The 24234-nt window shown below is 38.0% G+C and carries 23 protein-coding genes; 2 read left to right on the forward strand and 21 right to left on the reverse strand.

Annotated features, from left to right (window positions below; translation table 11 throughout):
* Nucleotides 1–10: 10 nt before the first annotated feature.
* From B6D67_RS08195 to B6D67_RS08285, 17 genes are all read right to left on the reverse strand, one after another.
* Entirely contained in the window at nt 11–802 is a 792-nt protein-coding gene (locus B6D67_RS08195; protein WP_010922598.1) for an enoyl-CoA hydratase, read from the reverse strand.
* 219 nt (nt 803–1021) lie between these two features.
* Nucleotides 1022–2158, reverse strand: coding sequence for a molecular chaperone DnaJ (dnaJ, locus tag B6D67_RS08200; RefSeq protein ID WP_002993772.1), 1137 nt, complete (start codon nt 2156–2158; stop codon nt 1022–1024).
* 280 nt (nt 2159–2438) lie between these two features.
* On the reverse strand, nt 2439–4265 hold the full coding sequence (dnaK, locus tag B6D67_RS08205; protein WP_010922599.1) for a molecular chaperone DnaK: 1827 nt from the start codon (nt 4263–4265) through the stop codon (nt 2439–2441).
* Nucleotides 4266–4445: 180 nt separating this feature from the next.
* The gene (gene grpE / locus B6D67_RS08210) at nt 4446–5018 is read right to left on the reverse strand and encodes a nucleotide exchange factor GrpE (RefSeq protein WP_002983313.1); all 573 of its coding nucleotides are present in this window, start codon (nt 5016–5018) and stop codon (nt 4446–4448) included.
* 2 nt (nt 5019–5020) lie between these two features.
* Entirely contained in the window at nt 5021–6055 is a 1035-nt protein-coding gene (hrcA, locus tag B6D67_RS08215) for a heat-inducible transcriptional repressor HrcA (protein WP_002988568.1), read from the reverse strand.
* A 134-nt stretch (nt 6056–6189) separates the two neighbouring features.
* Nucleotides 6190–6759: a glycoside hydrolase family 73 protein gene (locus B6D67_RS08220; RefSeq protein WP_010922600.1), complete on the reverse strand. Its 570-nt coding sequence runs from the start codon at nt 6757–6759 to the stop codon at nt 6190–6192.
* On the reverse strand, nt 6756–7499 hold the full coding sequence (locus B6D67_RS08225) for a M15 family metallopeptidase (RefSeq protein ID WP_010922601.1): 744 nt from the start codon (nt 7497–7499) through the stop codon (nt 6756–6758). Before B6D67_RS08225 ends, B6D67_RS08220 begins: the two co-directional genes overlap by 4 nt.
* The gene (locus B6D67_RS08230; protein WP_002995490.1) at nt 7489–8196 is read right to left on the reverse strand and encodes a histidine phosphatase family protein; all 708 of its coding nucleotides are present in this window, start codon (nt 8194–8196) and stop codon (nt 7489–7491) included. Before B6D67_RS08230 ends, B6D67_RS08225 begins: the two co-directional genes overlap by 11 nt.
* A gap of 390 nt (nt 8197–8586) precedes the next feature.
* A complete protein-coding gene (locus B6D67_RS08235) occupies nt 8587–8826 on the reverse strand; it encodes a GlsB/YeaQ/YmgE family stress response membrane protein (RefSeq protein WP_002988565.1) in 240 nt (79 codons plus the stop codon).
* A gap of 218 nt (nt 8827–9044) precedes the next feature.
* Complete coding sequence (locus B6D67_RS08240; protein ID WP_002991523.1) at nt 9045–9260, reverse strand: hypothetical protein; 216 nt, start codon at nt 9258–9260, stop codon at nt 9045–9047.
* Nucleotides 9257–10696, reverse strand: coding sequence for an Asp-tRNA(Asn)/Glu-tRNA(Gln) amidotransferase subunit GatB (gene gatB / locus B6D67_RS08245; protein WP_010922602.1), 1440 nt, complete (start codon nt 10694–10696; stop codon nt 9257–9259). The genes B6D67_RS08240 and gatB overlap by 4 nt, the downstream gene beginning before the upstream one ends.
* A complete protein-coding gene (gene gatA, locus B6D67_RS08250; RefSeq protein ID WP_011285681.1) occupies nt 10696–12162 on the reverse strand; it encodes an Asp-tRNA(Asn)/Glu-tRNA(Gln) amidotransferase subunit GatA in 1467 nt (488 codons plus the stop codon). Before gatA ends, gatB begins: the two co-directional genes overlap by 1 nt.
* Entirely contained in the window at nt 12162–12464 is a 303-nt protein-coding gene (gatC, locus tag B6D67_RS08255) for an Asp-tRNA(Asn)/Glu-tRNA(Gln) amidotransferase subunit GatC (protein WP_002988561.1), read from the reverse strand. Before gatC ends, gatA begins: the two co-directional genes overlap by 1 nt.
* A gap of 231 nt (nt 12465–12695) precedes the next feature.
* Complete coding sequence (locus B6D67_RS08260; protein WP_002988560.1) at nt 12696–12920, reverse strand: putative PEP-binding protein; 225 nt, start codon at nt 12918–12920, stop codon at nt 12696–12698.
* A 538-nt stretch (nt 12921–13458) separates the two neighbouring features.
* Nucleotides 13459–14013 (reverse strand): cysteine hydrolase family protein, encoded by a 555-nt coding sequence (locus B6D67_RS08275; protein ID WP_010922604.1) that lies wholly within the window; start codon nt 14011–14013, stop codon nt 13459–13461.
* 146 nt (nt 14014–14159) lie between these two features.
* Nucleotides 14160–14942 (reverse strand): GTP-sensing pleiotropic transcriptional regulator CodY, encoded by a 783-nt coding sequence (gene codY / locus B6D67_RS08280; protein WP_002983278.1) that lies wholly within the window; start codon nt 14940–14942, stop codon nt 14160–14162.
* Nucleotides 14943–15159: 217 nt separating this feature from the next.
* Entirely contained in the window at nt 15160–16374 is a 1215-nt protein-coding gene (locus B6D67_RS08285; RefSeq protein ID WP_010922605.1) for a pyridoxal phosphate-dependent aminotransferase, read from the reverse strand.
* Between the two features lie 230 nt (nt 16375–16604).
* Here B6D67_RS08285 and B6D67_RS08290 point away from each other — a divergent pair, with 230 nt between their 5' ends.
* Nucleotides 16605–17057 carry a universal stress protein gene (locus B6D67_RS08290; RefSeq protein WP_002992571.1) on the forward strand — a complete coding sequence of 151 codons (453 nt, stop codon included), beginning with the start codon at nt 16605–16607 and terminating at the stop codon, nt 17055–17057.
* Between the two features lie 122 nt (nt 17058–17179).
* Here B6D67_RS08290 and B6D67_RS08295 read toward each other — a convergent pair whose 3' ends face one another.
* Nucleotides 17180–18568, reverse strand: a complete 1389-nt coding sequence (locus tag B6D67_RS08295; protein WP_010922607.1) for a Cof-type HAD-IIB family hydrolase — start codon at nt 18566–18568, stop codon at nt 17180–17182.
* A 71-nt stretch (nt 18569–18639) separates the two neighbouring features.
* Here B6D67_RS08295 and B6D67_RS08300 point away from each other — a divergent pair, with 71 nt between their 5' ends.
* Nucleotides 18640–19605, forward strand: a complete 966-nt coding sequence (locus B6D67_RS08300; RefSeq protein ID WP_011285687.1) for an asparaginase — start codon at nt 18640–18642, stop codon at nt 19603–19605.
* 348 nt (nt 19606–19953) lie between these two features.
* On the opposite strand, the gene B6D67_RS08305 is transcribed toward B6D67_RS08300, so the two are convergent.
* From B6D67_RS08305 to recG, 3 genes are all read right to left on the reverse strand, one after another.
* Complete coding sequence (locus tag B6D67_RS08305; RefSeq protein WP_002988556.1) at nt 19954–20658, reverse strand: ABC transporter permease; 705 nt, start codon at nt 20656–20658, stop codon at nt 19954–19956.
* A gap of 12 nt (nt 20659–20670) precedes the next feature.
* Complete coding sequence (locus B6D67_RS08310; RefSeq protein ID WP_002991995.1) at nt 20671–21573, reverse strand: ABC transporter ATP-binding protein; 903 nt, start codon at nt 21571–21573, stop codon at nt 20671–20673.
* 292 nt (nt 21574–21865) lie between these two features.
* Nucleotides 21866–23881: an ATP-dependent DNA helicase RecG gene (gene recG / locus B6D67_RS08315; protein ID WP_010922609.1), complete on the reverse strand. Its 2016-nt coding sequence runs from the start codon at nt 23879–23881 to the stop codon at nt 21866–21868.
* Nucleotides 23882–24234: the final 353 nt, after the last annotated feature.

The following is a 24234-nucleotide window of genomic DNA, read 5'->3' on the forward strand; positions in this document are numbered from 1 at the left end:
AATAGCTGTCTTACTTACCTTGAAAATTTGGTCGGCGCCTTTCTCCAAAAGCTATGACACCTTCTTTAAAATCTTCCTTGAAAGCTAGCTCCTCTTGAATAGCAAGCTCTGCCTTAGCATAATCTTCCCATCCTGTGAAAAAACTTTGCCAGACCAATGATTTCATTCCAGCATAAGAATTTGAAGAGCCACGTCTCAATCGCTTTAAAAGTTGAAGACAAACTTTGTCTAGTTTATCAGATTCTGCCGTACGGTAGACAAACCCATAATCGAGACCTTTATCAGCAGTAATTCCTTCACCTGTCATCACAAGGTGAGTTGCACGATTAAGTCCTACTGCACGAGTCAATAGAAATAAACCACCGGCATCCGGTGCTAGTCCAACATTTACAAAAGCTTGGATAAATTTTGTTTGAGTACTAGCGATACAAAAGTCAACAGCTAAAGCTATATTAAAAGCCGCTCCAGCTACAGCTCCATCGGCGCAAAGGATGACTGGTTTTGGCAAATGCTTTATTGCAAAAGAAATTTCTTGTACCAGTTCAGCAATCTTGACTAGCGACTGCACATTATCTTTTGCAACAGCTTCTTGCATTTCAACTAGGTCACCACCAACTGAAAACACTTTTCCAACGGCTTTAATTAATAAAAAACGCACAGATGTATCGCGTTTAACTTCTGCTAATGCTACCAGAATCTCTTGACAAATTGGAATATTAAAACCGTTTGAAACCTCTGGACGGTTTAAAGTCAATGTCGCAAGATCATCTACAACATCAAAGATGATGTGTTTAAACTGCATAACAATCCTCTTTTCTGATAATTTATTTGACTAAGAAATTATTTCTCTTTAAAATCATTTGATAATCAAATCAATTACCTAATTATGATATACTAAATAAACCATTTTGACAAGAGAAAAAAACGATATCTATAAAAGAAAACGTTTTCTCTAACTGTTTTGACGTAAAAAAACGTATAACTTCGGGAAAATTATCCTGAAATTATACGTTTGACATCTTTAAATATCCTCTAAGGCATCTTTCACTTTATCAAAAAAACCTTTTTTCTTTGGATGTAACATTTTTTCACCACTCGCTTCTGCAAATGCTTGCAAGGCTTCCCTTTGAGCGTCATTGAGTTTGGTTGGGGTCACAATATTAACGGTAACATGTTGATCCCCTTGACCTCCACCACGGAGTTTTGGTGCTCCTTTGCCTTTGAGGCGGAAGGTTTTACCTGTTTGTGTCCCAGCAGGGATAGCCATCTCAACATCGCCATGAACCGTTGGAATTTCAACAGTATCTCCTAAGGCTGCTTGAGTAAAAGAAATATCTAAGTTGTAGTAAATAGTGGAACCATTGCGTTCAAATTGCTTACTTGGTAAGACATTCAAAATAACAAATAAATCACCATAAGGTCCGCCATTAAAGCCAGCTTCTCCTTGACCTTGTAAACGGATTTGCTGACCAGTCTCTACACCAGCTGGAATCTTAACAGACACTTTATGAGCTTGCTTTTCATGACCAGTACCGTGACAGGTTTGACAGGGTTCTTTAATTTCCTTACCACTACCATGACAAATATCGCAGGTGACTTGTCGACGCATCATACCAAGTGGTGTTTGGGTGTCAATTGTCATTACACCTGAACCATGGCACTTACGACAAGTTACTGGAGCGGTACCAGGTTTTGCACCTGAGCCTAAACAAGTGCCGCAGGTTGCTTCGCGATTATAGCTAACTTCTTTTTCAACACCAAATACAGCCTCTTCAAAAGATAAATTAACACGATATTGCAAATCGTCACCTTGACGAGGGGCATTTGGGTTTCGGCTTCCACCGCCACCAAAGAAGCTTGAGAAGATATCTTCAAAACCACCAAAGCCACCTCCGTCAAAACCACCAAAGCCGCCTGCTCCGCCACCAAAGCCGCCTTGAGCACCTGCAGCGCCGTATTGATCATAAGCAGCACGCTTTTGTGAATCACTTAAGGTTTCGTAAGCTTCTTGAACATCCTTATACTTTTGCTCCGCTCCAGCTTCTTTATTGATATCTGGATGATATTTTTTAGACATTTTTCGATAAGCTTTTTTGATATCGTCCTGAGAAGCGTCCTTAGAAACCCCCAGACGATCGTAATATTCTGTATTGTTCATAATGTAAGATACCAAGCTGTAAAACGACTTAATGAAAAATAGGAAATCCGACAAAGATACTCTCGTATCTAGGAGGTATTTCTCTTTTTTCGCAGAGTCGTAGGCGTGTTCAAATCCGCAAAAGAGTCTTTACACGCTTTAGCCTGTGTTCGAATAATCGAACTTGTATTCCTTTCTTAAAATATTTTGACGTCAGCATTTTTACATTTTATTTAGCCAAAAACAGAGGTTTGGTACAACCTCTGAATTCGGATATTAATGTTACTAGATAACTAAATCATTACTTTTCTGTAAATTCGCCATCTACAACATCATCATTATTTGCTGAATCATTAGCTTGTGCACCTTCTGCACCTTGTGCTGCTTGTTGAGCTGCTGCAGCTTGCTCGTACATTTTAACAGCCAAAGCTTGCGCTTTTTCATTTAATGCTTCAAGTTTAGCTTTCATGTCGTCAAGGTTGCCAGATTCTTGCGCAGCTTTTAACTCGTCAAGAGCTGATTGCGCTGCATCGCGTTCTGTATCAAAGCCTTTACCTTCAGTTTCTTTGATTGTTTTTTCAGTAGCAAAGATAGCTTGGTCAACTTCGTTTTTAAGGTCAACTTCTTCTTTACGTTTCGCATCGGCTTCGGCATTAGCTTCAGCGTCTTTCATCATGCGATCAATTTCTTCTTCAGAAAGTCCGTCGTTTGATTTGATAACGATGTGTTGTTCCTTTTGCGTACCAAGGTCTTTAGCTTTTACAGAAACAATACCGTTTTTATCGATATCAAATGTTACTTCAATTTGTGGGATTCCACGAGGTGCAGCTGGGATATCAGTCAATTGGAAGCGACCAAGAGTCTTGTTATCTGCTGCCATTGGGCGTTCACCTTGAAGAACATGGATATCAACAGCTGGTTGGTTGTCTGCTGCTGTTGAGAAGACTTGTGATTTAGATGTTGGGATAGTTGTATTGCGGTCGATCAATTTAGTGAAGACACCACCCATTGTTTCAATACCAAGTGACAATGGTGTTACGTCAAGAAGGACAACGTCTTTCACATCCCCAGTGATAACACCACCTTGGATAGCAGCACCCATAGCAACCACTTCATCAGGGTTTACAGATTTATTTGGTTCTTTACCAGTTTCAGCTTTTACAGCTTCGACAACTGCTGGGATACGAGTTGATCCACCAACAAGGATAACTTCATCAATTTCTGACAATGACAATCCTGCATCTGAAAGGGCTTGACGAACTGGAGTTTTCGTACGTTCTACAAGGTCGCGAGTGAGATCGTCAAATTTAGCACGAGATAAGCTCATCTCCAAGTGAAGAGGACCGGCAGAACCAGCAGTGATGAACGGTAATGAAATTTGTGTTTGTGTCACACCTGAAAGATCTTTTTTAGCTTTTTCAGCAGCATCTTTCAAGCGTTGAAGTGCCATCTTATCTTGTGATAAGTCAATGCCATTTTCTTTCTTAAATTCAGCCACTAAGAAATCAATAATTTTTTGGTCAAAGTCGTCACCACCAAGTTTGTTATCACCTGCTGTTGCAAGAACGTCGAAGACACCATCACCTAATTCAAGGATTGATACGTCAAATGTACCACCACCAAGGTCAAAAACTAAGATTTTTTCATCCTTGTCAGTCTTATCCATACCATAAGCAAGTGCGGCTGCTGTTGGTTCGTTAACGATACGTTCTACTTCAAGACCTGCAATTTTACCAGCGTCTTTAGTTGCCTGACGTTGTGCATCGTTGAAGTAAGCTGGAACAGTAATAACTGCTTTTTCTACTTTTTCTCCAAGATAGTCTTCAGCATAACCTTTAAGGTATTGAAGAATCATTGCTGAAATTTCTTGAGGAGTATATTCTTTACCATTTGCAGAAACTTTTTCAGAAGTTCCCATTTTAGATTTAATAGAGATTACTGTTTCTGGGTTTGTCACTGCTTGACGTTTTGCAGCATCACCCACGATAATTTCACCATTTTTGAATGATACTACTGAAGGAGTTGTACGATTGCCTTCTGGGTTAGCAATGATTTTTGATTCAGTCCCTTCAAGAACTGCTACTGCTGAGTTTGTTGTACCTAAGTCAATACCAATAATTTTAGACATGTTAATACCTCTTATTTTATAATACTTTATTACTTTTTATTTCAATTTATCTTAGTAAGCACTCGAATTATTTTACTTCCAATTCTAAGCAATCACTATAGTTTAATCAGCAAGCGAAATAGCTTCTAACTTGCTATCTAGTTTACTGTCATTACGGACAAAAACGAAAACTCATTTACCTTAGTTATAAACAACTACCATCGCTGGTCTTAGCAGACGCTCGTGCAATTTATATCCCTTTTGAAAGACTTCTGCAATGCTATCGGCTGGATGTTCATCATCGGCTGGGAGGGTCTGAACTGCCATATGAAAGTTGTGGTCAAACGAGTCGACTTCTACTTCTTCTACGCCTTCTTCCTTTAGTGCTTGAATAAGGCTATCACGAGTCATTTCTAAACCTTTTTTAACATCATCTGTCAACCCTTCAACAGCCAAGGCACGTTCTAGATTGTCAAGCGATGGTAAGATTGCTTTTGCCAGATCCTGAGAACGATAGCGTTGAAGTTGTTGACGTTCTTCACTAGAGCGACGCTGTATATTCTGCATTTCTGCATGAGCTCGCAAGTATTTATTTTCAAACTCATCAGCACGTTCGTTTGCAAGTTCTAACTCTGATTTTTCAGGAGTTTCTTCAATAACTTCCTCAACTGTCTCTTCAGTTTCAGTGGCTTCCACTTCTTCTTGTAAATCGTCTTTTTTAATTTCTTCTGACACTGAGTGCCTCCTTTTAAATAACTTATTGAATACTGCCATTATCAGTGAACTTCATAATGGTTAGAATTTAGGTATCGATAATAATCACCTAATTTAGCAGCCAATACCTTTCCAATAATGTTTACCAAACTAACAGACCTACGATAATCCATATCAATAGGACCAATCAAACTCAGGAGTCCAAACCCACGGTAAGGAATCAAAAATTTGTGAGTTAAAACTGACACATCTGCAAGTGCGGCTTCTTGACTATCTGCCACTTGGACAGAAGCCATCTCACCTTCTTTCAGACTTTGCCTCAAAGAAATTGCTACTTGCTGTTCATTATCCAAAAACTGATACGTTGATAGATCTGAATACGTTAAAGAATTTACCTTGCCAGCAACAAATACCGTTTCCAAAAACAGCTCTGAAAAAACATAATCAAATAGTTGTAAAACATTATCCGTAGTCACAAAATACTTTTGAACGATCTGAGGAATTTCTGTCCTCAACTTATAATGAATATCTATGACACTATTATCCAGCAAGCGCTCCTCTACGATAGCTTTAAATGCTATCAAGTCACGTGTCAAAAAGTTTCTTGGAATAGCAAACTGCACTGTCACTGGCTTAGATTCATCTAAAGTCATGACTGCTAGAGCATCATGGTTGCTAAGCTGAACAACATCAAACCCTGTTAAACGTTGACGAGCTGGCTCCACATCTAAAATAACGGATGTATAGCCCGTCATCTCCGCTAAAATGTGACTAGCTTTTTGAAGCATGTCTTCTAATTTGAATGCTTCAAAATCAAAAGCTTTTATGACATGATAAATATCTTGCTCATCAATACTATCTAGCCTGAGGGAGTGCTCTACAAAATACTTAAAACCAGCTGGACTTGGCATCCGTCCACTAGAAGTGTGCGCTTTTTCCAACAATCCCAACTTCTCTAGTTTTGCCATATCATTACGAATAGTGGCGCTACTAGAATCAATCGTTCTCTGTAAAGCTTTAGACCCTACTGGTTCATGAGTTTGTGTAAATAGCTCAACGATTAAATTCAAAATATCATTTTGACGTTGTGTAATCACAAACCAACCACTCCCTTTCGTTTAGCACTCTATTTAGTAGACTGCTAATTTATAATTCTATTATACTCTTTATGGGAGACATGTCAAGAAAAAAACTCAAAAAAATTAGCACTCTTTTATAAAGAGCGCTAATTTCAGTCATAGTTTGTTAAATCGTTACTTTCAATGACCTGAATTAGTCGCCTAGCATAGGTTTTATCAGTATAATGCAAATACTTTTGTAAACTTTTAGCTGGTGCTTTATACCCTTTTTCTGTAGCAAGATTACGATACAAACGCTTATCGACTTCTTTTCCCTGCCGAAGCATTCGTAAATAATCTCTAATTGCACTAGCGTCATCTTTATAAATAGCATATCTCACGTTTTGGTTGGTTTGTTTAGGGGACTTTAGGGTAATGGCCACTTGTCCTGGAGTTGCTTTCTTGCTAAAAAGATTATGATACTTAGACGCTAGTAATGTTTTTCCATCATGGGTTTCCAAAAGAATTTGAGCAATCAAAATAGATGGTCTAATGCCATAATATTTTGCCAATGGTTTAACTTCTTTACCCATTTTTGTAATAAATTGTTTTTGGCTGTAGTTCACCCTTACTTCTTTATCTGCACTAGCTATCCTTTGGCTACTCAGTAAGGGACAAACAATCAGCAATAAAAAGCAAGCTAGAAGCGTTAAAAAATACGGAAACTTTAGTCGTTTTCTCATCGTTTCTCCTTTAAAGCAGCAATGTACTCTTCCAACGTTAGGTTGTGCTGAGCCATATAACGAGCAGACGCCTTGCCTACATAGCGGTAATGCCAATCCTCATAATCAACCCCTGTACTAGTCTTTTTTCCTTCTGGAAAGCGCAAGACAAACCCATAATCAGGTGCAATTTTTTGAACTGCTTTAGCTACTGATGGATCACTGGCATTTAAAGTATCTACAGTGCTCATGTCAATAGCAAGACCAGTGTGATGTTCACTAGCCCCTGGCGGCTGTGAATAGGTTTGCACCAAAGCCTCCGCAGCTTCTTGTGTCAATGTTGGATCGTTAGCCATCTCTTTTTTAATATAAGATTGGTAAAGCTCTGTTTGGTAGTCTACGGAACGGTACCCAGAGATAAGATGTTCTTGCAAGTCGATAGCTTGTGCTGCTGCTAAAAAGTCACTAGTGGCTTGCTCAATGCGTTTATCCACAGAAATACCATTAATGTCAGCTAATTCAGGACTCATTTCTTTTGTAATGTGATCGCGGTTTACTAAAACCAACTCCCAATCTTCAACAGATACCTTAGGTAAAGCTCGTAAACGGTCCGTTTTTTTGATATCTTTTTGTTGGATTTCTTTTTTATTCAACTGAGTTGGTGTTACTGACTCTTCTGGTTTTATAAAGAGGTAAAGCCCTCCTAAAAAAACAATAACAATTAGCAATTGCACTAAATAGTTTAACGAATTATATTTCATCTGACCGTTCTTCTATTATTTCACGACCGCGGTAGCGGTAACTCATATCTCCAATAGTCTTTATCGTAAATTGGCCATCATCAAATTCAACAACTGTAACGCTCCCATTATCAATATACTGTTTGTCTCGATCTGGATCAATCAACCACAGAAACGTTCCAATTGTCATACCATGGCTAACCACAAGAGCATTTCCGCCGCCAGCATTTTGAATAGACAAGGCAATAGCTTCAAACCCCTCCCAAATGCGCTTACGAAGAACTTCCCATGGTTCTGCCCAATTAGCGGTATCTACTTCCACGATGCTTTCTGCCAGTTCAGAATAGGGAACATCACGTAGGTTATCACGATTTTCAAAGGCTTTTGTTCTTGGAAGGACACCTAGAAATAATTCTGAATCATAAGTCCCTTCTAGACTCCCAAAACACCACTCACGAATACGATTATCTTTAGTATAAGGCAAAAATTCGTTTTCTGATTCTCTTAAAATAATTTCTATTGTCTGCATGGTTCGACCTGAATCACTTGAAAACGCAGCCTTAAATGGTATAGTTGCATCTTTTAAACCTAGGCCAAGTTCTCGAATACCTTCTTCTCCTTTTTTTGTAAGAGGTGTGTCACTCCAACCCTGAGCGCGACCAATGGTATTAAACATCGTTTTTCCATGTCTGGCAATATACAACCTTGTTTTTGTCATTTCAACCTCCTAAACTGTCTTATTAATTATTATAGCATTTAAAGAAAACACTTGCAAAACACTTCCTGATGGCTATTTGAGATCAAATAGACCACTGACTTATTGTCTATTTTATTAAAAACAATGCTATTGCTACAATTCAAATCATCACATAAATTTCCAAACGATTACATTTGTGTATTTCGCTCAAATATATATAACAACAGACCCACACTACAACTAAACTGACGTTACAAAATGATGTCAAAACAGTAACAAAATCTAACTATTTGTCAAGAAAACGATATTAAATTTTCACACAACTATCTTATAATGAGGATGCAACCAATAAAAAGATAAGACATTTTATGTTGCAAAAAGGCTGCTTGGAAACTTCCATGCAGCCTTTTTTTAATACCTTTTTCCAAAAATAGCTGAAACAAGTACAATTACAATTGCTGCTCCCAAAATGGACGGGAAAATAGCCATACCTGCCAACTGAATTCCCCAATCCCCAAAAAGCCTTTGCCCAACAGCTGACCCTATGAGACCTGCGATAATATTAGTAAAACAACCCATGGACTGGCTTTTTTCAGTCATTTTACCTGCTATCATGCCGATAAAGGCACCTACAATTAAAGACCATATCATCGTTAACACCTCCTTTCTTGTAAAATCCTTTTAGAAGAACTGCTATCCATTAAATGTTCTTAACTTTAGTTGATTCCTTTACCTTCTTCTTTAGTAAGTGTTTCCGTGCCTGAGTAAAATAGAAAAAACAATTCCTTCTATTAAGATAGATAGACCGAGAACGACTAGAAGTCTTCACACACTAAATAACTTAACAAACTTTATCACACAGCTAATCGCTAATAATAGTGTAGACAAACGTGATAGTTCATTAAATACCCGTCAGAAACTCCTGAAGGTTCTAAAGCAATACCTGTCAGTCTTATTTTAGCATAGATGATGGTCTTTTTATAGGCGGTCACTAACATGACATACAAAAAGGCAGCCTGTGAAAGACCGACCGCCTTTTTTTCAGAGACAAAATACTTTAACTTATTGCTATCAGCAACTATCAATCTCGCAATTTTTGCAATTCTTGTGCCAATAATTGTTGAGCGACTTGTGGATTAGCTTGACCTTTGGTTGCCTTCATCAAGAAGCCTGTGAAAGCCTTATCAGCATTACGTTTGCCTGATTTGAAATCAGCTACTGCAGCTTCATTATCAGCAAAGACTTGGTGAATAATTGGTACCAAAACAGCGGGATCAGAAATCTGAACAAGTCCTGCCTTTTCGACGTAGGCACGTGCTGAGCCACCGTTTTTAGCCAAATGCACAAAGACCTTCTTAGCCATTTTAGAAGAGATTGTACCATCAGCAATGATAGCAATCATCTCCACCAAATTTTCTGGTGTCAGAGCGATTTCTTCAATGGTTTTGCCTTCTGCATTTAAGAATTGGGCAACTTCTCCTTGCAACCAGTTAGAGACTTGCTTGGCATCGCCACCAAGACTTACTGCAGTTTCAAAGAAATCTGACAAGACTTTGGTAGCTGTTAGCTGGCTAGCATCATAAGCTGAGAGGCCAAGTTCCTCTTCGTATTTAGCACGACGCTGAGCTGGGAATTGAGGTAATTGAGCACGCATCTCGTCAATCCAAGCATCATCAATCTCATATAATGGCAGGTCTGGTTCTGGGAAATAACGATAGTCCGCTGCCCCTTCTTTGACCCGCATCAAAATAGTCCCCTTATTCGCTTCGTCATAGCGGCGCGTTTCTTGGCGTATCACACCACCTGAACGCAAGAGTTTGGCTTGACGTTCCACCTCAAATTCAAGCCCTTTACGGACATTTGAGAAGGAGTTCAAGTTTTTCAATTCGGTCTTTGTTCCAAATTGTTCTTGCCCGTAAGGACGAAGAGAAATATTGGCATCCACACGCATGGAGCCTTCTTCCATCTTGACATCAGAAATACCCGTATACTGGATGATTTCTTTCAGAGCTGTCAAATAAGCATAGGCTTCTTCAGGAGAACGCATGTCGGCTTCTGACACAATCTCAATCAAAGGAACTCCTTGGCGGTTAAGGTCCACATAAGAATAACCATCTGTGCCATGAGTGTTTTTACCAGCATCTTCTTCCAAGTGTGCGCGTTCAATACGAATTTTCTTGGTTGAACCGTCTTCTAGTTTGATATCAATCCAGCCGTTGTAGCCAATCGGCTCATCAAACTGTGAAATTTGATAAGCTTTAGGATTATCTGGGTAGAAATAATTTTTGCGGTCAAAGTGCATCTCTTTATGGATGTCCATATTAAGGGCAAGCGCTGCTTTTATGCCCGCATCAATCACCCCTTTGTTCATGACTGGTAAGACCCCTGGGAAAGACCAATCAATCACATTCGTGTTGGCATTTGGGTCCTCACCAAAGTGAGCTGACGAAGGTGAGAAAATTTTGGAATTGGTATTTAATTCCACATGGACTTCAAGCCCAATAATGGTTTCAAAATTCATTACTTGTCACCTCCAAAAATAATCGGTTGTTGCTTGTGATAATCTGTCACCGCTTCAAAGGCTGCTGCTGCTTGATAGATGGTTTCTTCAGCGTATTTCGGACCAATTAATTGAAGCCCTACTGGCAAGCCATCGACGAATCCTGCTGGAATAGAAATACCTGGCAGACCAGCCAAGTTAACCGGAATGGTCAATAAGTCGGCCAAATACATGGCAACAGGATCGTGGTTGAGTGTGTCTAAGCCAAAAGCAACCGTCGGTGTTGTTGGGCCTAGAATAAGATCATAATCCGCAAAAACCTTGTCAAAATCTTGAATAATCAAAGTGCGCACTTGACCGGCCTTTTTGAAATAAGCGTCATAATAACCCGATGACAAACTAAAGGTTCCAAGCATGATACGACGTTTCACCTCATCACCAAAGCCTTGGCTACGAGTGTTAACATAGATTTCATCCAAGTTTTTAGCATCGTCAGCACGGAAACCATAGCGAATGCCATCAAAACGTTGTAAGTTTGAAGACGCTTCTGACGAAGCGATAATATAATAAACAGCCACACCGTACTTGCTATGTGGAAGGCTGACTTCCTCAACAGTAGCTCCTAAGGCTTCAAATTGTTTAACTGACGCAAGAACCGTTTCCTTAATCTCAGGATCAATCCCTTCGCCAAGATACTCTTTAGGAAGGGCAATCTTCATGCCTTTAATGTCACGACCAATCTTAGATGTGTAGTCTGCAATGCGGACAGGCGCTGAAGTGGCATCCTTGACATCGCTACTTGCAATCACATTTAATAATTGGGCGTTTTCTTTAACTGTCGGAGCAAAAGGTCCAATCTGATCAAGTGAACTTCCAAAAGCAATGAGACCATAGCGAGAAACAGTGCCATAGGTTGGTTTCAAACCGACAACACCATTAAATGCAGCTGGCTGCCGAATAGAACCACCAGTGTCTGAACCAAGAGATAAACGGACTTGTCCTGAAGCGACTGCTGTTGCCGAACCACCTGATGAGCCTCCAGGTACTTTTGTGTGGTCCCAAGCATTTTTCGTTTTCTTGAAATAAGAGGTTTCTGTTGAACCACCCATGGCAAATTCGTCCATGTTGGTTTTTCCAATAACAATCATGTCTTTAGCGTAGGCATTTGCTACTGATGTGGCATTAAAAATCGGCTCGTAGTTATACAACATTTTTGAAGCGGCTGTGGTTAGGATTTCCTTGGTTGAAATATTATCCTTAACAGCTAACGGAATACCTGACATGAGGTTATCAGCATCAATACCTTTGGCATCAATTGCCGCAGCTTGTTTAAGAGCAACTTCTTCTGAAACAGTGATAAACGATCCGACAGCCTCCTCACGAGACTTGATGTCTTCAAGTGTTGCTTGGGTCAATTCTGTTGCTGAAATCTCCTTAGCTACAAGGAGGTCATGCAACTCTTCAATGGTTTTATGATTAAAAGACATTAGGCATCTCCTCCGTCATCCAAAATAGCAGGTACCTTGATAAAGTGATTTTCTTTTTCAGGAACATTTTTAAAGAGCAAGGCACGGTCTGTTCCTTCTTCAGCGACATCTTGACGCATCACATTTTTCTTATCTGCCATGGTTGTTGTAATGGCGACACCTTCGGTATCAACTTCGTTCAGCAATTCAACCATATCAACGATTTTGGATAAGGTCGTTGCAAAGGTTGTTGTCTCACTTTCTGAAAATGATAATTTTGATAGCTTCGCGACATGGCGAACTTCTTCTTCAGAAATTTTCATGATTTCTCCCATCCAAGATGATCAGAAGTATTCCAATTCCAAAGAACAGCCCTGCTATTCTCCAAAGGTAGCGGAAAAACTCCTCACATCATTTTTACATAGTCTCAATTATTATATCACAATTGCTCCCATTTACCATAGGTGACTAATGCAATTCTAGAAAGCCATACAGCAAAAAACTTCCTGACTAAGGTCAGAAAACCTTAGTCAGGAAGTGTGACAAACTAAACTCTATTTGTCTTGGGTAAGACTGTGGCCTGAAGCTTTGATGGCAGCCTGAGCAGCCGCCAAGCGAGTAAGCGGCACTCTAAATGGCGAACAAGAAACGTAGGTCAGGCCTTGGCTGTGGCAAAAGGCAATGGAAGCAGGATCGCCACCATGTTCCCCACAAATACCAAGTTTCAACTCAGGCTTAACCGAACGGGCTAAAGAGACGGCCAATCCCTTTCTGATCAAAGGTCTGGAACGGCTCCTTATCAAAAATACCCCTGTCAACGTATTCTTCCAAGTATTTTCCTACAAACATCACAGAAAAAGTAACGTTCTTTCAAGTCGGTAATATGTTTACGAAGGTAGTAAAGGGGTGCTTTATTCTAATTTACCAAATCCTCAACGATTGTAACAACATGTGATGTGATAAGCCTAAGATAAAAATGGTACAGACTCTAGCATTCAAGAGTTTGAAGCTTTATTTATATTCTAATGCTGAAAAGACTAGAGTTTGTCTAATGGCTGTGAGACGATCCTCTAAACCATCAACTCAAATCATTTCTCAAACAGCTAAAATCCTGTCTCCTTCAAAAAAACATGTGTTCTATCTGACACAGTCCAAAGTTTAGTTGCCTTTTAGACAGCACAAGAATCATCAGGACTAATTCTGACCAGCATGTCACATACCTCATCTACCTAACCCATACATACGGTAAAACCACATAGAGCAATGATTACGGTTACCAAACTCTTAGTCACTGAATCAATAGTTTGGTAGGCTCTTTTAGTAATCGTTAATAAGCTTAGCACCAAGAACCTGCTCAAAGTGAGCCAAAGACCACTCATAAGATTCTTTTGTAAGGCTAGCGACAGCCGATTTAACAATCTCTAATTGATAACCAAGATGATAAGCGTCAATAGCAGTATGTAAGACACAGATATCAGATAAAACTCCTGTTAACACTAATTGAGTGATACCTCTTTCTCGTAGTCTAATATCTAAATCAGTCCCCGAAAAAGCTGAATAATAACGCTTATCAATCCAAAAAACTCTGGGATGTTGCTTCATATAACTGTAAACTTCAGCTAGTGGACCATAAAGATGGCGTCCAGTAGTTCCTTTGATATTATGTGCTGCAAATAGCTTACTCTCAGGATGCCAAGAATCATTTTGATCATGACAATCAATAGCAAAAAAAATATAGTCTCCTTGATCAAATGCCGTTTTAGTTACCTCTGCTATTTTAGTGGCAATAGCCTGAGCAGATTTACCTGCACTTAATTTACCATCATCTGCTACAAAATCATTTGTGTAATCAATTGAAATCAATGCTCTCATCACTATCTCCTAAACAGGGAAACCTCTCCCCTTATCTCTTATATATGGCATTGTATCAGTTTTTATTACAGGTATCAAGACATCTATTTGCATCTACCATTAACAGCAAAAAACATCTCTTTTCAAGAGATGTTGTCTTTTTCTATTTAAAATTCTTTTAATTTAGCAAAAATACCTTCGTTGATAACTTTGAGGTATGTCCCTTTCATACCAAGAGAACGACTTTCAATAATCCCTGCACTTTCTAGTTTACGCAGAGCATTGACAATAACAGAACGGGTAATACCAATACGATCAGCAATAACAGAAGCTGTCAATCGTCCTTCGTTACCATCTAACTCTCCAAGAATTGCTGCAACAGCTTTCATTTCTGAATAAGAAAGCGTATTAATTGCCATGTTGACCGCTGTTTGTTTACGGATGGTGTCTTCTAAGTTTTCTGTCTGAAGATTTAATAGTTGAATCCCCACAACAGTACTTGAGATCTCAACCAAAATCAAATCATCATCACTAAACTCATTGTCATTACGCCAGATAATGAGTGATCCAAGGCGCATCCCTCCACCATAAATCGGCGCAATAGTCGTTAGACCTCCTGGATAAGTGTCTTTAGACTCAACAGGGAATATAGTCAATTCATTTTCGACAGAAAGGTTAGCTTCTGTATCGTAAACTCGGCTAGCAGCCTTTACATAAGTATCTGGAAATTGTTTAGCTTCAAAAAATTCCTCAACACGATCAGTGTTAGTTTTATATTTCATGGCATAACCAAGCAGTGTGCCGCCGCCATTGATAATACAAGCATTGCAGTCAATGATATCTGCTAGGCGAGATGCCATTGTGTTATACGGTAATTCTGTTTCTAGGCTATCTACGGAACGCTGCAAAATAGATGTGATTTTACGAGTTTTTTCTAATAAGTTAGGCATTTTTTTCCTTTTCCTTTGAATTATTTGCGCTTTCATTATAACAAAGCTAACTCGCTTTTGCAAGGAATTATCAGAAAATTTTCTATTCTTACTACAATTCCAACTATTGATGCCTTATTATCACTTCATTTAAAGGAGATAAGCACTAGCTTGTTAGAGCATAGGGTCACATTCTTTTAAGAAACGCTATTTTTATTAATCAAAGATGAGCATTGCATTAACGTCTATACTGGTATAAGACACGTGTAATCTTTTCTTGGACATCTTCTAATTCTTCTACACTTGGTAGGTAAACAATACGGAAGTGATCTGGATCTTTCCAGTTAAAACCACGTCCATGTACCAACATCACTTTTTCTTGCTTTAATAACTGTAAGACAAATTCTTCATCATCATCAATACGATACATCTGACGATCAATTTTCGGAAATAAATAAAGACCTGCTTCAGGTTTAACTGCCGATAAGCCAGGGATAGCATTAATAGCTTCATAAATAAAATTACGTTGCTCAAAAATACGCCCTCCTGGCAGTAACAGTGCATCAACTGATTGATGACCTCCTAAGGAAGTTTGAACAACTTGTTGGGCTAAAACATTGGAGCATAACCGCATATTGGCAAGCATGTTTAACCCTTCAATGTAACCTTTAACATGGTCTTTAGGACCTGATAAGACCATCCATCCAACACGAAAACCAGCAATACGATGAGATTTGGAAAGACCATTCATAGATACACAAAAAACATCAGGTGCCAAACTTGCAATAGCAATATGCTCTTTACCATCCATCACCAAACGATCATAGATTTCATCGGCAAAAATAATCAGCTGGTGTTCTCTTGCCAAAGCAACGATGTCTTCTAAAATCTCCTTAGGATAAAGGGCTCCTGTTGGGTTATTAGGATTGATGACCACAATAGCTTTGGTGCGACTCGTGATTTTTGATTTGATATCAGCAATATCAGGATACCAACCAGCTTCTTCATCACAAAGATAATGGACCGCTTTTCCTCCACCAAGACTCACACAAGCCGTCCATAAAGGATAATCCGGCATTGGTACTAAAACTTCATCGCCATTATCTAGCAAAGCTTGAAGGGATATGGATATCAACTCTGACACGCCATTTCCCAAATAAATATCTTCAATGTCAACATCTGGGAAGCCCTTGAGTTGGCAATACTGCATGATAGCCTTACGCGCTGAAAAAATCCCTTTACTGTCAGAATAGCCCTCACTTAGCCTCGCGTTGACAATTAAATCACGAATCACTTCATCTGGTGCTTCAAAACCAAAAGCAGCAGGATTGCCAGTATTTAAACGCAGAATTTTTTCACCACTCGCAATCATGCGATTAGCTTCATCCAAAACAGGCCCTCGAATATCATAGGCAACATGTTCTAATTTTGATGATTTTTCAATAATTTTCATAGTCTCATACACCTCGTATTCCATATTATAAACCAAAATACTTAAAATAGAAAGAATTTATCCATCAAAGCTTAGGACAGCTAATCGTTTTAACACAGGTCTTATGAGACGATAATACAGTCTTTAGTTTAGCAAAAATAATGGATCGCTTTCAAAATGACTCAAAAAAGAGTATAATGAAAAAAAGAATAAAAGCTATTCTTGTCAAACTGTTAAAGGAGGACAGTTCTATGTCACTAAAATATAAACGTATCCTCGTTGCTATTGATGGCTCTTATGAGTCTGAATTAGCTTTCAATAAAGGCGTTAACGTAGCACTACGTAACGACGCTACCTTACTACTAGTACACGTTATTGATACCCGTGCCTTGCAAAGCGTAGCTACTTTTGATACTTACATCTATGAAAAATTAGAACAAGAAGCTAAGGATGTTTTAGATGATTTTGAAAAACAAGCACAGATAGCAGGAATTACAAACATCAAACAAATTATTGAATTTGGCAACCCCAAAAACTTACTAGCTCACGATATTCCAGATCGTGAGAACGCTGATTTAATTATGGTAGGAGCTACTGGTCTTAATACCTTTGAACGCCTCCTTATTGGCTCATCTTCTGAGTACATTATGCGACACGCTAAGATTGACTTACTTGTAGTCCGAGATAGCACTAAAACACTCTAGTCTATTACAATTTTCAAACACCAAAAAACAAGCAGCATCTACAACGAAATTGCTTGTTTTTTTGTGCTGAGCTAAGTCTAGTCAATATCTTTTTATTTCTTGATATTTAAAAGAGTAAACCTCTATTTATCGAATCGTTGTAGTGATTTTTGTAATTGTTTGTCTAACTCTTTTTTTATGGCTACTTCAGGTGCGTGACGCTCTTGCCAATAGTCAGGTTTTTGAATTTTATGGGTAACGGGGTCAAAGTGTGCCTTGCCATCTGGAAAAATTTTAGCCATATTTGCTTCATGTACTGCTTCAAATATAGGTTGTGGATCTACTCCCATCAGTACAAAAGAACCATAAGTAAAATAAAGCAAATCCGCTAAGGCATCAACTTGCCCAATCAGGGGCGTTTCAACATGTTTTTTAGCTTGTACCTTATTAGCTGCTTGGTCAACAGCACCATGCAAATCGAAAATAGCCTGTGTAAATTGTTGTTGGTCTCCCTTGCTTGCTGCGTAAAGAAACTCAACAATTTCTTCTACTTTAAAGCCTGACCTATAACCAGCTTCTGAAATGGTATAACTACGCGGTGTTTCAATAGTATCTGAGTCCATCAGACGATGAAAATCTTTGACTTTATTAAAATTTTCATCACGGCTTTTAAAGCTCTTCTCTATATCAAAATGGATGAGACCGTAGTGAGCTAAGGCTTTGGAAATCCCATCATTATTATTAGAGTCGGTAGTGAAATGGGCTCCATCTTTTACCACAGTTTCAGCATTTCCCATAGCAATACCGATACCAACTCCTGATAACATTTCAAGGTCATTATCTGAATCTCCAAAAGCCATCACTTCAGACAAGTCAAATCCAAACATCTCTCCCAAACGTTCAATTCCTTTTATTTTTGATTGATCAACAGAGATCAGATCCAAGGAATAAGGACTACTTCTTGTAATTTTTATATGAGGGAACTTCTCTTGTATTTTCTTAGTTTCAGCTTGTGACGCTACCAGAACAACCTGATAAATAGGCTCCCGCATAATAGTTACTAAATTTCTAAAACTCTGAGGCTTGATTCGGCGAATCAAATGCTTAAAACTACCCTCAACTGTTCTTGCCCAACTTTTGGGCACAAAACTACTAATGACTTGTCCAAATGGGCTAGTCCCCATATCAATAATACGCGATCCTGCTAATCCAGAAGCTGTTCCAAGAGAAATTTCTCGCTTTTTTTCGTTGGCATAGCGAATCACTTTGTAAATCATCGACTTTGGCAATTGATTCTGATATAAGACCTTATCTCTTGTTAAGATATATTGCCCATTGTAAGTAACGGCAAAATCTAATCCAAAATTTTCTAGAAAAGGTTGTACAAATCCCGGTCCACGACCAGTTGCTAAACCGACCATAATGCCTTGTTTTTTGAGTTGTTGGATGGCTTTTTGCGTTGTTTTTTGGATATTTTTACGATCATTGAGAAGGGTCCCATCAATATCAAAAAAGACTGCTTTTACTGTCAAAACCTTCTTTTGCCTCCTGTGTTTATGATAGAATAGATTATATCATAAATAAAAGGAAGTTTGACAATCAAATGAAAAAAATCCTAGTCTTACACACTGGTGGAACCATTTCTATGCAAGCTGATAACTCTGGTAGGGTTGTTCCAAATCAAGATAATCCTATGACGAAAATACATGCTGCAGCCCAAGATATTCAGCTTACCGTTAGTGATTTTCTAAATCTTCCGAGTCCTCACATCACGCCTCACCACATGTTATCTATTTATCATCATATTCAAGAAAGAACTGATGTCTTTGATGGTATAGTCATCACACATGGAACAGATACCTTAGAAGAAACAGCTTATTTTTTAGATACCATGGCATTGCCTACTAATATACCTGTTGTCCTAACAGGTGCTATGAGGTCTTCTAATGAAGTTGGTAGTGATGGCATATATAATTACCTTACCGCACTTAGAGTTGCAAGTAGTGATAAAGCTAAAGAAAAAGGGGTACTTGTTGTTATGAACGATGAAATCCATGCTGCTAAATATGTTACTAAAACACATACAACCAATATTTCAACTTTCCAAACACCCACACACGGACCGCTTGGTATCATCATGAAAAATGACCTACTTTTTTTCAAAACTGCTGAACCTCGTATTCGTTTTGACTTGAGATGCATTTCTGGAACCATCCCCATTATCAAAGCATACGCAGGTATGGGCGATGGTAGTATCTTGAGTCTATTAACTCCAGGTAGCATTCAAGGTCTAGTTATCGAAGCTCTAGGGGCAGGAAATGTCCCACCATTAGCAGTTGGGGAGATCGAGCACTTAATTACTTTAGGTATTCCTGTCATTCTTGTTTCCCGTTGTTTCAATGGTATGGCAGAACCTGTCTATGCTTATGAAGGTGGTGGTGCGATGCTACAAGAAGCAGGTGTTATGTTTGTAAAAGAATTGAATGCTCCAAAAGCCCGTCTAAAGTTATTAATTGCTCTCAACGCCGGACTTACTGGTCAAGAGCTAAAAGATTATATTGAAGGATAATCTAGCTTCCTTTAGAAATGTCCCACTAAAACATATTAGTGGGACATTTCTAGTACTTTAAGCTTTAAATTAGGACATCTCCTAAATGTCTAGAATAAACAACTATGTTTCAAACTATGAGATTGTGCACTCATAATCATTTCTATAACAGTTTGAGACCAGTATTCCAATAAATCCAACTCTTAGCAATCAGATACCGGGTAAACAAGTCTTTATTTTGTCTCATTAAGTATGAGCTTACTTGAATAATAACAAAACTACTTGCTTATCCTTTTTTAGTAATGATGAAGACGACCTTTTTCTAAGAACTTCTTTGTCTTTTAAAATAAACAAAGCACATATTACCCTTTATTTTAGTTCTCGTTTGGAAAAAAGAAAGACATTGCCTAAAAGATAACAAAGAGTTAAACCAAAGGCCACTAATATGCTAGTACTAGAAAGGTGTTTATCACCAAGAGACAAGGATAGGTGTTTAAACATCAAAACTGGGCTAATATCTAACTTAAAAAAATGGTTTGCTAAAGTAGCAGATACTTTATCAAAAAGAAGGACATAAAGTATATAAGCTGTGATTGACTGATAAGTTTTACGAAGTATATTAAACAAAAATTGACACAAAGCAATAATAGCAATATAAAAAGGCAGTTGTTTAATCATCCGATCTATGACTATTCCATAGTATGCTTGACCAGTAAATAAATGAAATGCTAAAGCACTAAGAAGATAAGTTAAACTAATAAATAAAAGAGATAAGCCAAAACTAACTAGCAGTTTATAGATTATAATTAAAGTACGATTTTGTTGTTTGACCACAACATTATTAATCGTACGGTAGTTATAGTCATCACTAAAAAAGATACGGGCTGGTGTTAAAAAGAAAAGCGTCACAAAATCAGTAATAATATTAATGATTTGTATCATGATGACTTGGTTAGGTGTCTTGCGAAAACTATAGGCTACACCAACAGCAATGACAACAAGTAGCATACAAGAAAATAGAGCTAAACGCTCTTGGCGTATCCGAAATAAATCTGCTTTAAGATAGGAAATCATAAAAACCTCTTTCTAAATTAATGGTGATGCTGCATCTTTACCTAACAAATCGAGGTAATAATGTTCAAAGCTCACTTGATGATGATAAATGTCAAAAATCTCAACAGGCAGATCTAGAACAATTTTGATAAGCTCCATTACTGATAAAGTTGGTTTTATTAGTAGCATCTGACCATCAGTCTCAACTCTAAGCCCCAATTCTAAAAGTCTATTTTTTACCAGCTGATCATCGCTTGTATGAAGGGCAATTTGTACTTTTACTTGAGCTTTAAGCTCTGCTTTGTCCATACTCTTAATAACTTTGCCTTTATGCATAATCACGTAACGATCAACAACTAAGTCTAATTCTGATAAAATATGACTGGAAATCAAAATCGTAATACCATAGCAATCTCTTAGGTTCAAAATAATCTGACGCATTTCTTTGATTCCTGCTGGATCAAGACCATTAATGGGTTCATCCAAAATTAAAAATTCTGGAAAATCCAGTATCGAAAGACCAATAGCCAAACGTTGGCGCATCCCTAAAGAATAATCTTTCACCTTTTTCTTTTTGCTCACTTTTTCTAACCCAATAAGTTCCAAAACCTCATGTATGCGCTCTTTTGCATCAGCTAATCTCAATTGCAACGCTGCATAGTAAAGATTATCATGAGCTGTCATATTGGGATAAAGTGTCGGTGACTCAATAATTGATCCCATTCGATAGGGTTGTAACTGTTTGATTTGCCCTGAATCTTTTCCAATTAGGCCAGATAAAATACGCATTAACGTTGTCTTTCCAGCACCATTTTGACCCACAAGGCCGCAAATTTCTCCTTTGTAAATATCAAAAGAGATATCACTTAAAACCTGATTTTTACCATAGGATTTATTTACTTGCTCAATACTTAGTAACATTGATTGCTGTGTCATTTTCCGCTCCTTTTTTGTACTTATCGATCAATACAATATCTTACACATAATAACATCTGTAAACGGTTGTGACAAGTTCTTCTTTTTATTAAAAAAATATAAATAAGAATTTTAATAATATGATTATTTTAGCAATAAAAAAGTTATACTGAAAATGGGTTAATACTGCTTCACATAGCAGTCTCATCGTAAAGCATAAGTAAAAAAGGCCAGAAATAGTGACCTCTTTATACTTTATAACAGTTTATCTCAAAACTAACTAAATATTTGTAAAACAACGACTTGTTTTAAGTTAATCATAAACTTCTTTTTTTCTAATATTTTGTGCCACTAATTGCCACTGTTTTTCATATATCCAGTTAGGATCAGAAACAATCGCTGCAGAAACTTTGCGTGCTTCTTCTAAAATAGGATAATCCTCAACGATATCAGCTACTTGAAATTCTGGAATTCCAGACTGACGAGTACCAAAGATTTCACCAGAACCACGCATTTTTAAATCCGACTCAGCTAAAACGAAACCATCTGTCGTTTCTGTCATGATTGTCATTCGTTTTTTCCCCGAATCAGTTTTGGGATTAGCCACTAAAACAGCGTATGATTGTTTATATCCACGACCAACACGCCCACGAAGTTGATGTAACTGACTTAATCCAAAACGATCGGCATCCATAATAATCATGATCGTTGCATTTGGGACATTTACCCCTACTTCAATAACTGTTGTGGATACTAAAATATGACTTTTTTTATCCTTGAAATCTTGCATTATAGCATCTTTTTCATCATTTTTCATACGTCCATGTACAAGAGCAACCTTAGCAATTCCTTCAAAATAAGTAGATAATTCAGCATGCAATGCTACTGCATTCTTTAAATCTAAAGCTTCTGATTCTTCAATCAACGGTGAAATGACATACACTTGAGCATCTTTTTGCAATTCACCTTTTACCCATTCCAACACAGTACCTAGCTGCTCGTGTTTCACCCAGCGTGTCATAATAGGTTTACGACCGGCAGGTAATTCATCAATAATAGAAACATCCATTTCTCCAAAAGCTGTGATTGCTAGAGTTCGGGGAATTGGGGTGGCTGTCATCATTAAAACATCAGGATTTTCTCCCTTTTCACGGAAAATTCTACGCTGTTTAACACCAAAACGATGTTGCTCGTCTGTAATGACAAGCCCCAGTTTATGGTACTGTACCGAGTCTTGGATAAGAGCATGAGTTCCTACAATCATATCAACCGAGCCATTTGCAATAGCTGCTAAAACCGTACGCTTGACAGCTGCTTTCATACCCGAAGTTAATATAGCGATTGATAAATCTGGAAATAACTCTTGCAGACTAATGTAGTGTTGTTCAGCTAGGATTTCCGTTGGAACCATCAAAGCCGATTGAAAACCTGCTGTATAAGCTGCATACATTGATAGACCAGCAATGACTGTCTTTCCTGATCCTACATCTCCTTGCAATAAACGATTCATATGAGCTCCCGATGACATATCAGATAATATGTCATCTAAAGAGCGCTTTTGAGCATTCGTTAGAATAAAAGGTAAAGAGGAAATCTTTGTCTCCATAGCACGTTTACTATAAAGAATAGGCAAACCATTTGTTTCAGATTTATTTTCGGCTTTCAAAACTTGAAGGTTCATTTGAAAGTAAAATAATTCTTCAAATTTAATCCGACGGAGCGCTTGCTTATACTCTGTGATATCTTTTGGGAAATGCATAGCTAAACAAGCCTGACTACGACCCATCAATCGGTATTTTTCCAATAAAGTAGCTGGTAAATTTTCCTTCAATTCCAAATGCGCATCGATTTCAAAAGCTGACTTAATAGCTTTAATCAAAGTAGACTGTGAAATTCCCTGAGCTACGCGATAAACAGGTTGCATGTCATCTTCAACTTGAGCTAAAACCTTCATCCCAGTAATAGCCGATTTAGTGGCATCCCATTTACCAAAAACAGCTACCTCTTGACCAAGTTCTATTTTATCAGCTAAATAGGGTTGATTAAAAAAACTAACATTTAAGACAGCTTCCCCTTGACGCAATTTGAAACTTAAACGGTTACGTTTAAAACCATAATATTGTACATTAGCTGGAGTAACGACTAAGCCTGTAATGACTGCTTTTTCACCATCCACTAAATCAAAAACAGATTTTGATTTAAAATCTTCATAGCGAAACGGATAATAAAGCAGTAAATCTTCTACTGTATAAATATCTAATTTCTGAAATTTTTCTGCTGATTTTGGTCCAAATCCCTTTAAGTTGGACATAGGAGCTGTTAATATCATTATCTTTTTCCCTTCACAAAAACTCTTGTCAGATTGAAGACAAAGTTTGTCGTGATACTTTCCTTAGGTGGTGCTTACGGCAGCGACGTTCTTTGGAATTCCATGCCTTTATTTTTGAGCCTGAGGTCTCAAAAATCCCGAGTGGCGTCAATACGAGATTGACGCCACTCTTTTACCACAGCAAAAAGCATCTGTTTTGGCTCACTTTGTGTGTAAAAATCGGAAACCGAATGTCAAATCAGCAGAGCTATTCATGCTTTTTGAGCATAAAACTGGGGTTGTCTACGTTCTGACTCTTGTATCTATTATACAAGAGTTCCTATTTATTTTCAGATAAAAGCCTTTTAGTACTT

It is taken from the genome of Streptococcus pyogenes, assembly GCF_002055535.1.
Taxonomy (GTDB): Bacteria; Bacillota; Bacilli; order Lactobacillales; family Streptococcaceae; genus Streptococcus; species Streptococcus pyogenes.

What these genes read in the sequence shown, in the direction of transcription:
- B6D67_RS08195 (WP_010922598.1), bottom strand. Translation starts at nt 802, where the DNA reads ATGCAGTTTAAACACATCATCTTTGATGTTGTAGATGATCTTGCGACA.
- dnaJ (WP_002993772.1), bottom strand. Translation starts at nt 2,158, where the DNA reads ATGAACAATACAGAATATTACGATCGTCTGGGGGTTTCTAAGGACGCT.
- dnaK (WP_010922599.1), bottom strand. Translation starts at nt 4,265, where the DNA reads ATGTCTAAAATTATTGGTATTGACTTAGGTACAACAAACTCAGCAGTA.
- grpE (WP_002983313.1), bottom strand. Translation starts at nt 5,018, where the DNA reads ATGGCAGTATTCAATAAGTTATTTAAAAGGAGGCACTCAGTGTCAGAA.
- B6D67_RS08220 (WP_010922600.1), bottom strand. Translation starts at nt 6,759, where the DNA reads ATGAGAAAACGACTAAAGTTTCCGTATTTTTTAACGCTTCTAGCTTGC.
- B6D67_RS08225 (WP_010922601.1), bottom strand. Translation starts at nt 7,499, where the DNA reads ATGAAATATAATTCGTTAAACTATTTAGTGCAATTGCTAATTGTTATT.
- B6D67_RS08230 (WP_002995490.1), bottom strand. Translation starts at nt 8,196, where the DNA reads ATGACAAAAACAAGGTTGTATATTGCCAGACATGGAAAAACGATGTTT.
- B6D67_RS08235 (WP_002988565.1), bottom strand. Translation starts at nt 8,826, where the DNA reads ATGATATGGTCTTTAATTGTAGGTGCCTTTATCGGCATGATAGCAGGT.
- gatB (WP_010922602.1), bottom strand. Translation starts at nt 10,696, where the DNA reads ATGAATTTTGAAACCATTATTGGGCTTGAAGTCCATGTGGAATTAAAT.
- gatA (WP_011285681.1), bottom strand. Translation starts at nt 12,162, where the DNA reads ATGTCTTTTAATCATAAAACCATTGAAGAGTTGCATGACCTCCTTGTA.
- gatC (WP_002988561.1), bottom strand. Translation starts at nt 12,464, where the DNA reads ATGAAAATTTCTGAAGAAGAAGTTCGCCATGTCGCGAAGCTATCAAAA.
- B6D67_RS08275 (WP_010922604.1), bottom strand. Translation starts at nt 14,013, where the DNA reads ATGAGAGCATTGATTTCAATTGATTACACAAATGATTTTGTAGCAGAT.
- codY (WP_002983278.1), bottom strand. Translation starts at nt 14,942, where the DNA reads ATGCCTAACTTATTAGAAAAAACTCGTAAAATCACATCTATTTTGCAG.
- B6D67_RS08285 (WP_010922605.1), bottom strand. Translation starts at nt 16,374, where the DNA reads ATGAAAATTATTGAAAAATCATCAAAATTAGAACATGTTGCCTATGAT.
- B6D67_RS08290 (WP_002992571.1), top strand. Translation starts at nt 16,605, where the DNA reads ATGTCACTAAAATATAAACGTATCCTCGTTGCTATTGATGGCTCTTAT.
- B6D67_RS08300 (WP_011285687.1), top strand. Translation starts at nt 18,640, where the DNA reads ATGAAAAAAATCCTAGTCTTACACACTGGTGGAACCATTTCTATGCAA.
- B6D67_RS08305 (WP_002988556.1), bottom strand. Translation starts at nt 20,658, where the DNA reads ATGATTTCCTATCTTAAAGCAGATTTATTTCGGATACGCCAAGAGCGT.
- B6D67_RS08310 (WP_002991995.1), bottom strand. Translation starts at nt 21,573, where the DNA reads ATGACACAGCAATCAATGTTACTAAGTATTGAGCAAGTAAATAAATCC.
- recG (WP_010922609.1), bottom strand. Translation starts at nt 23,881, where the DNA reads ATGATATTAACAGCTCCTATGTCCAACTTAAAGGGATTTGGACCAAAA.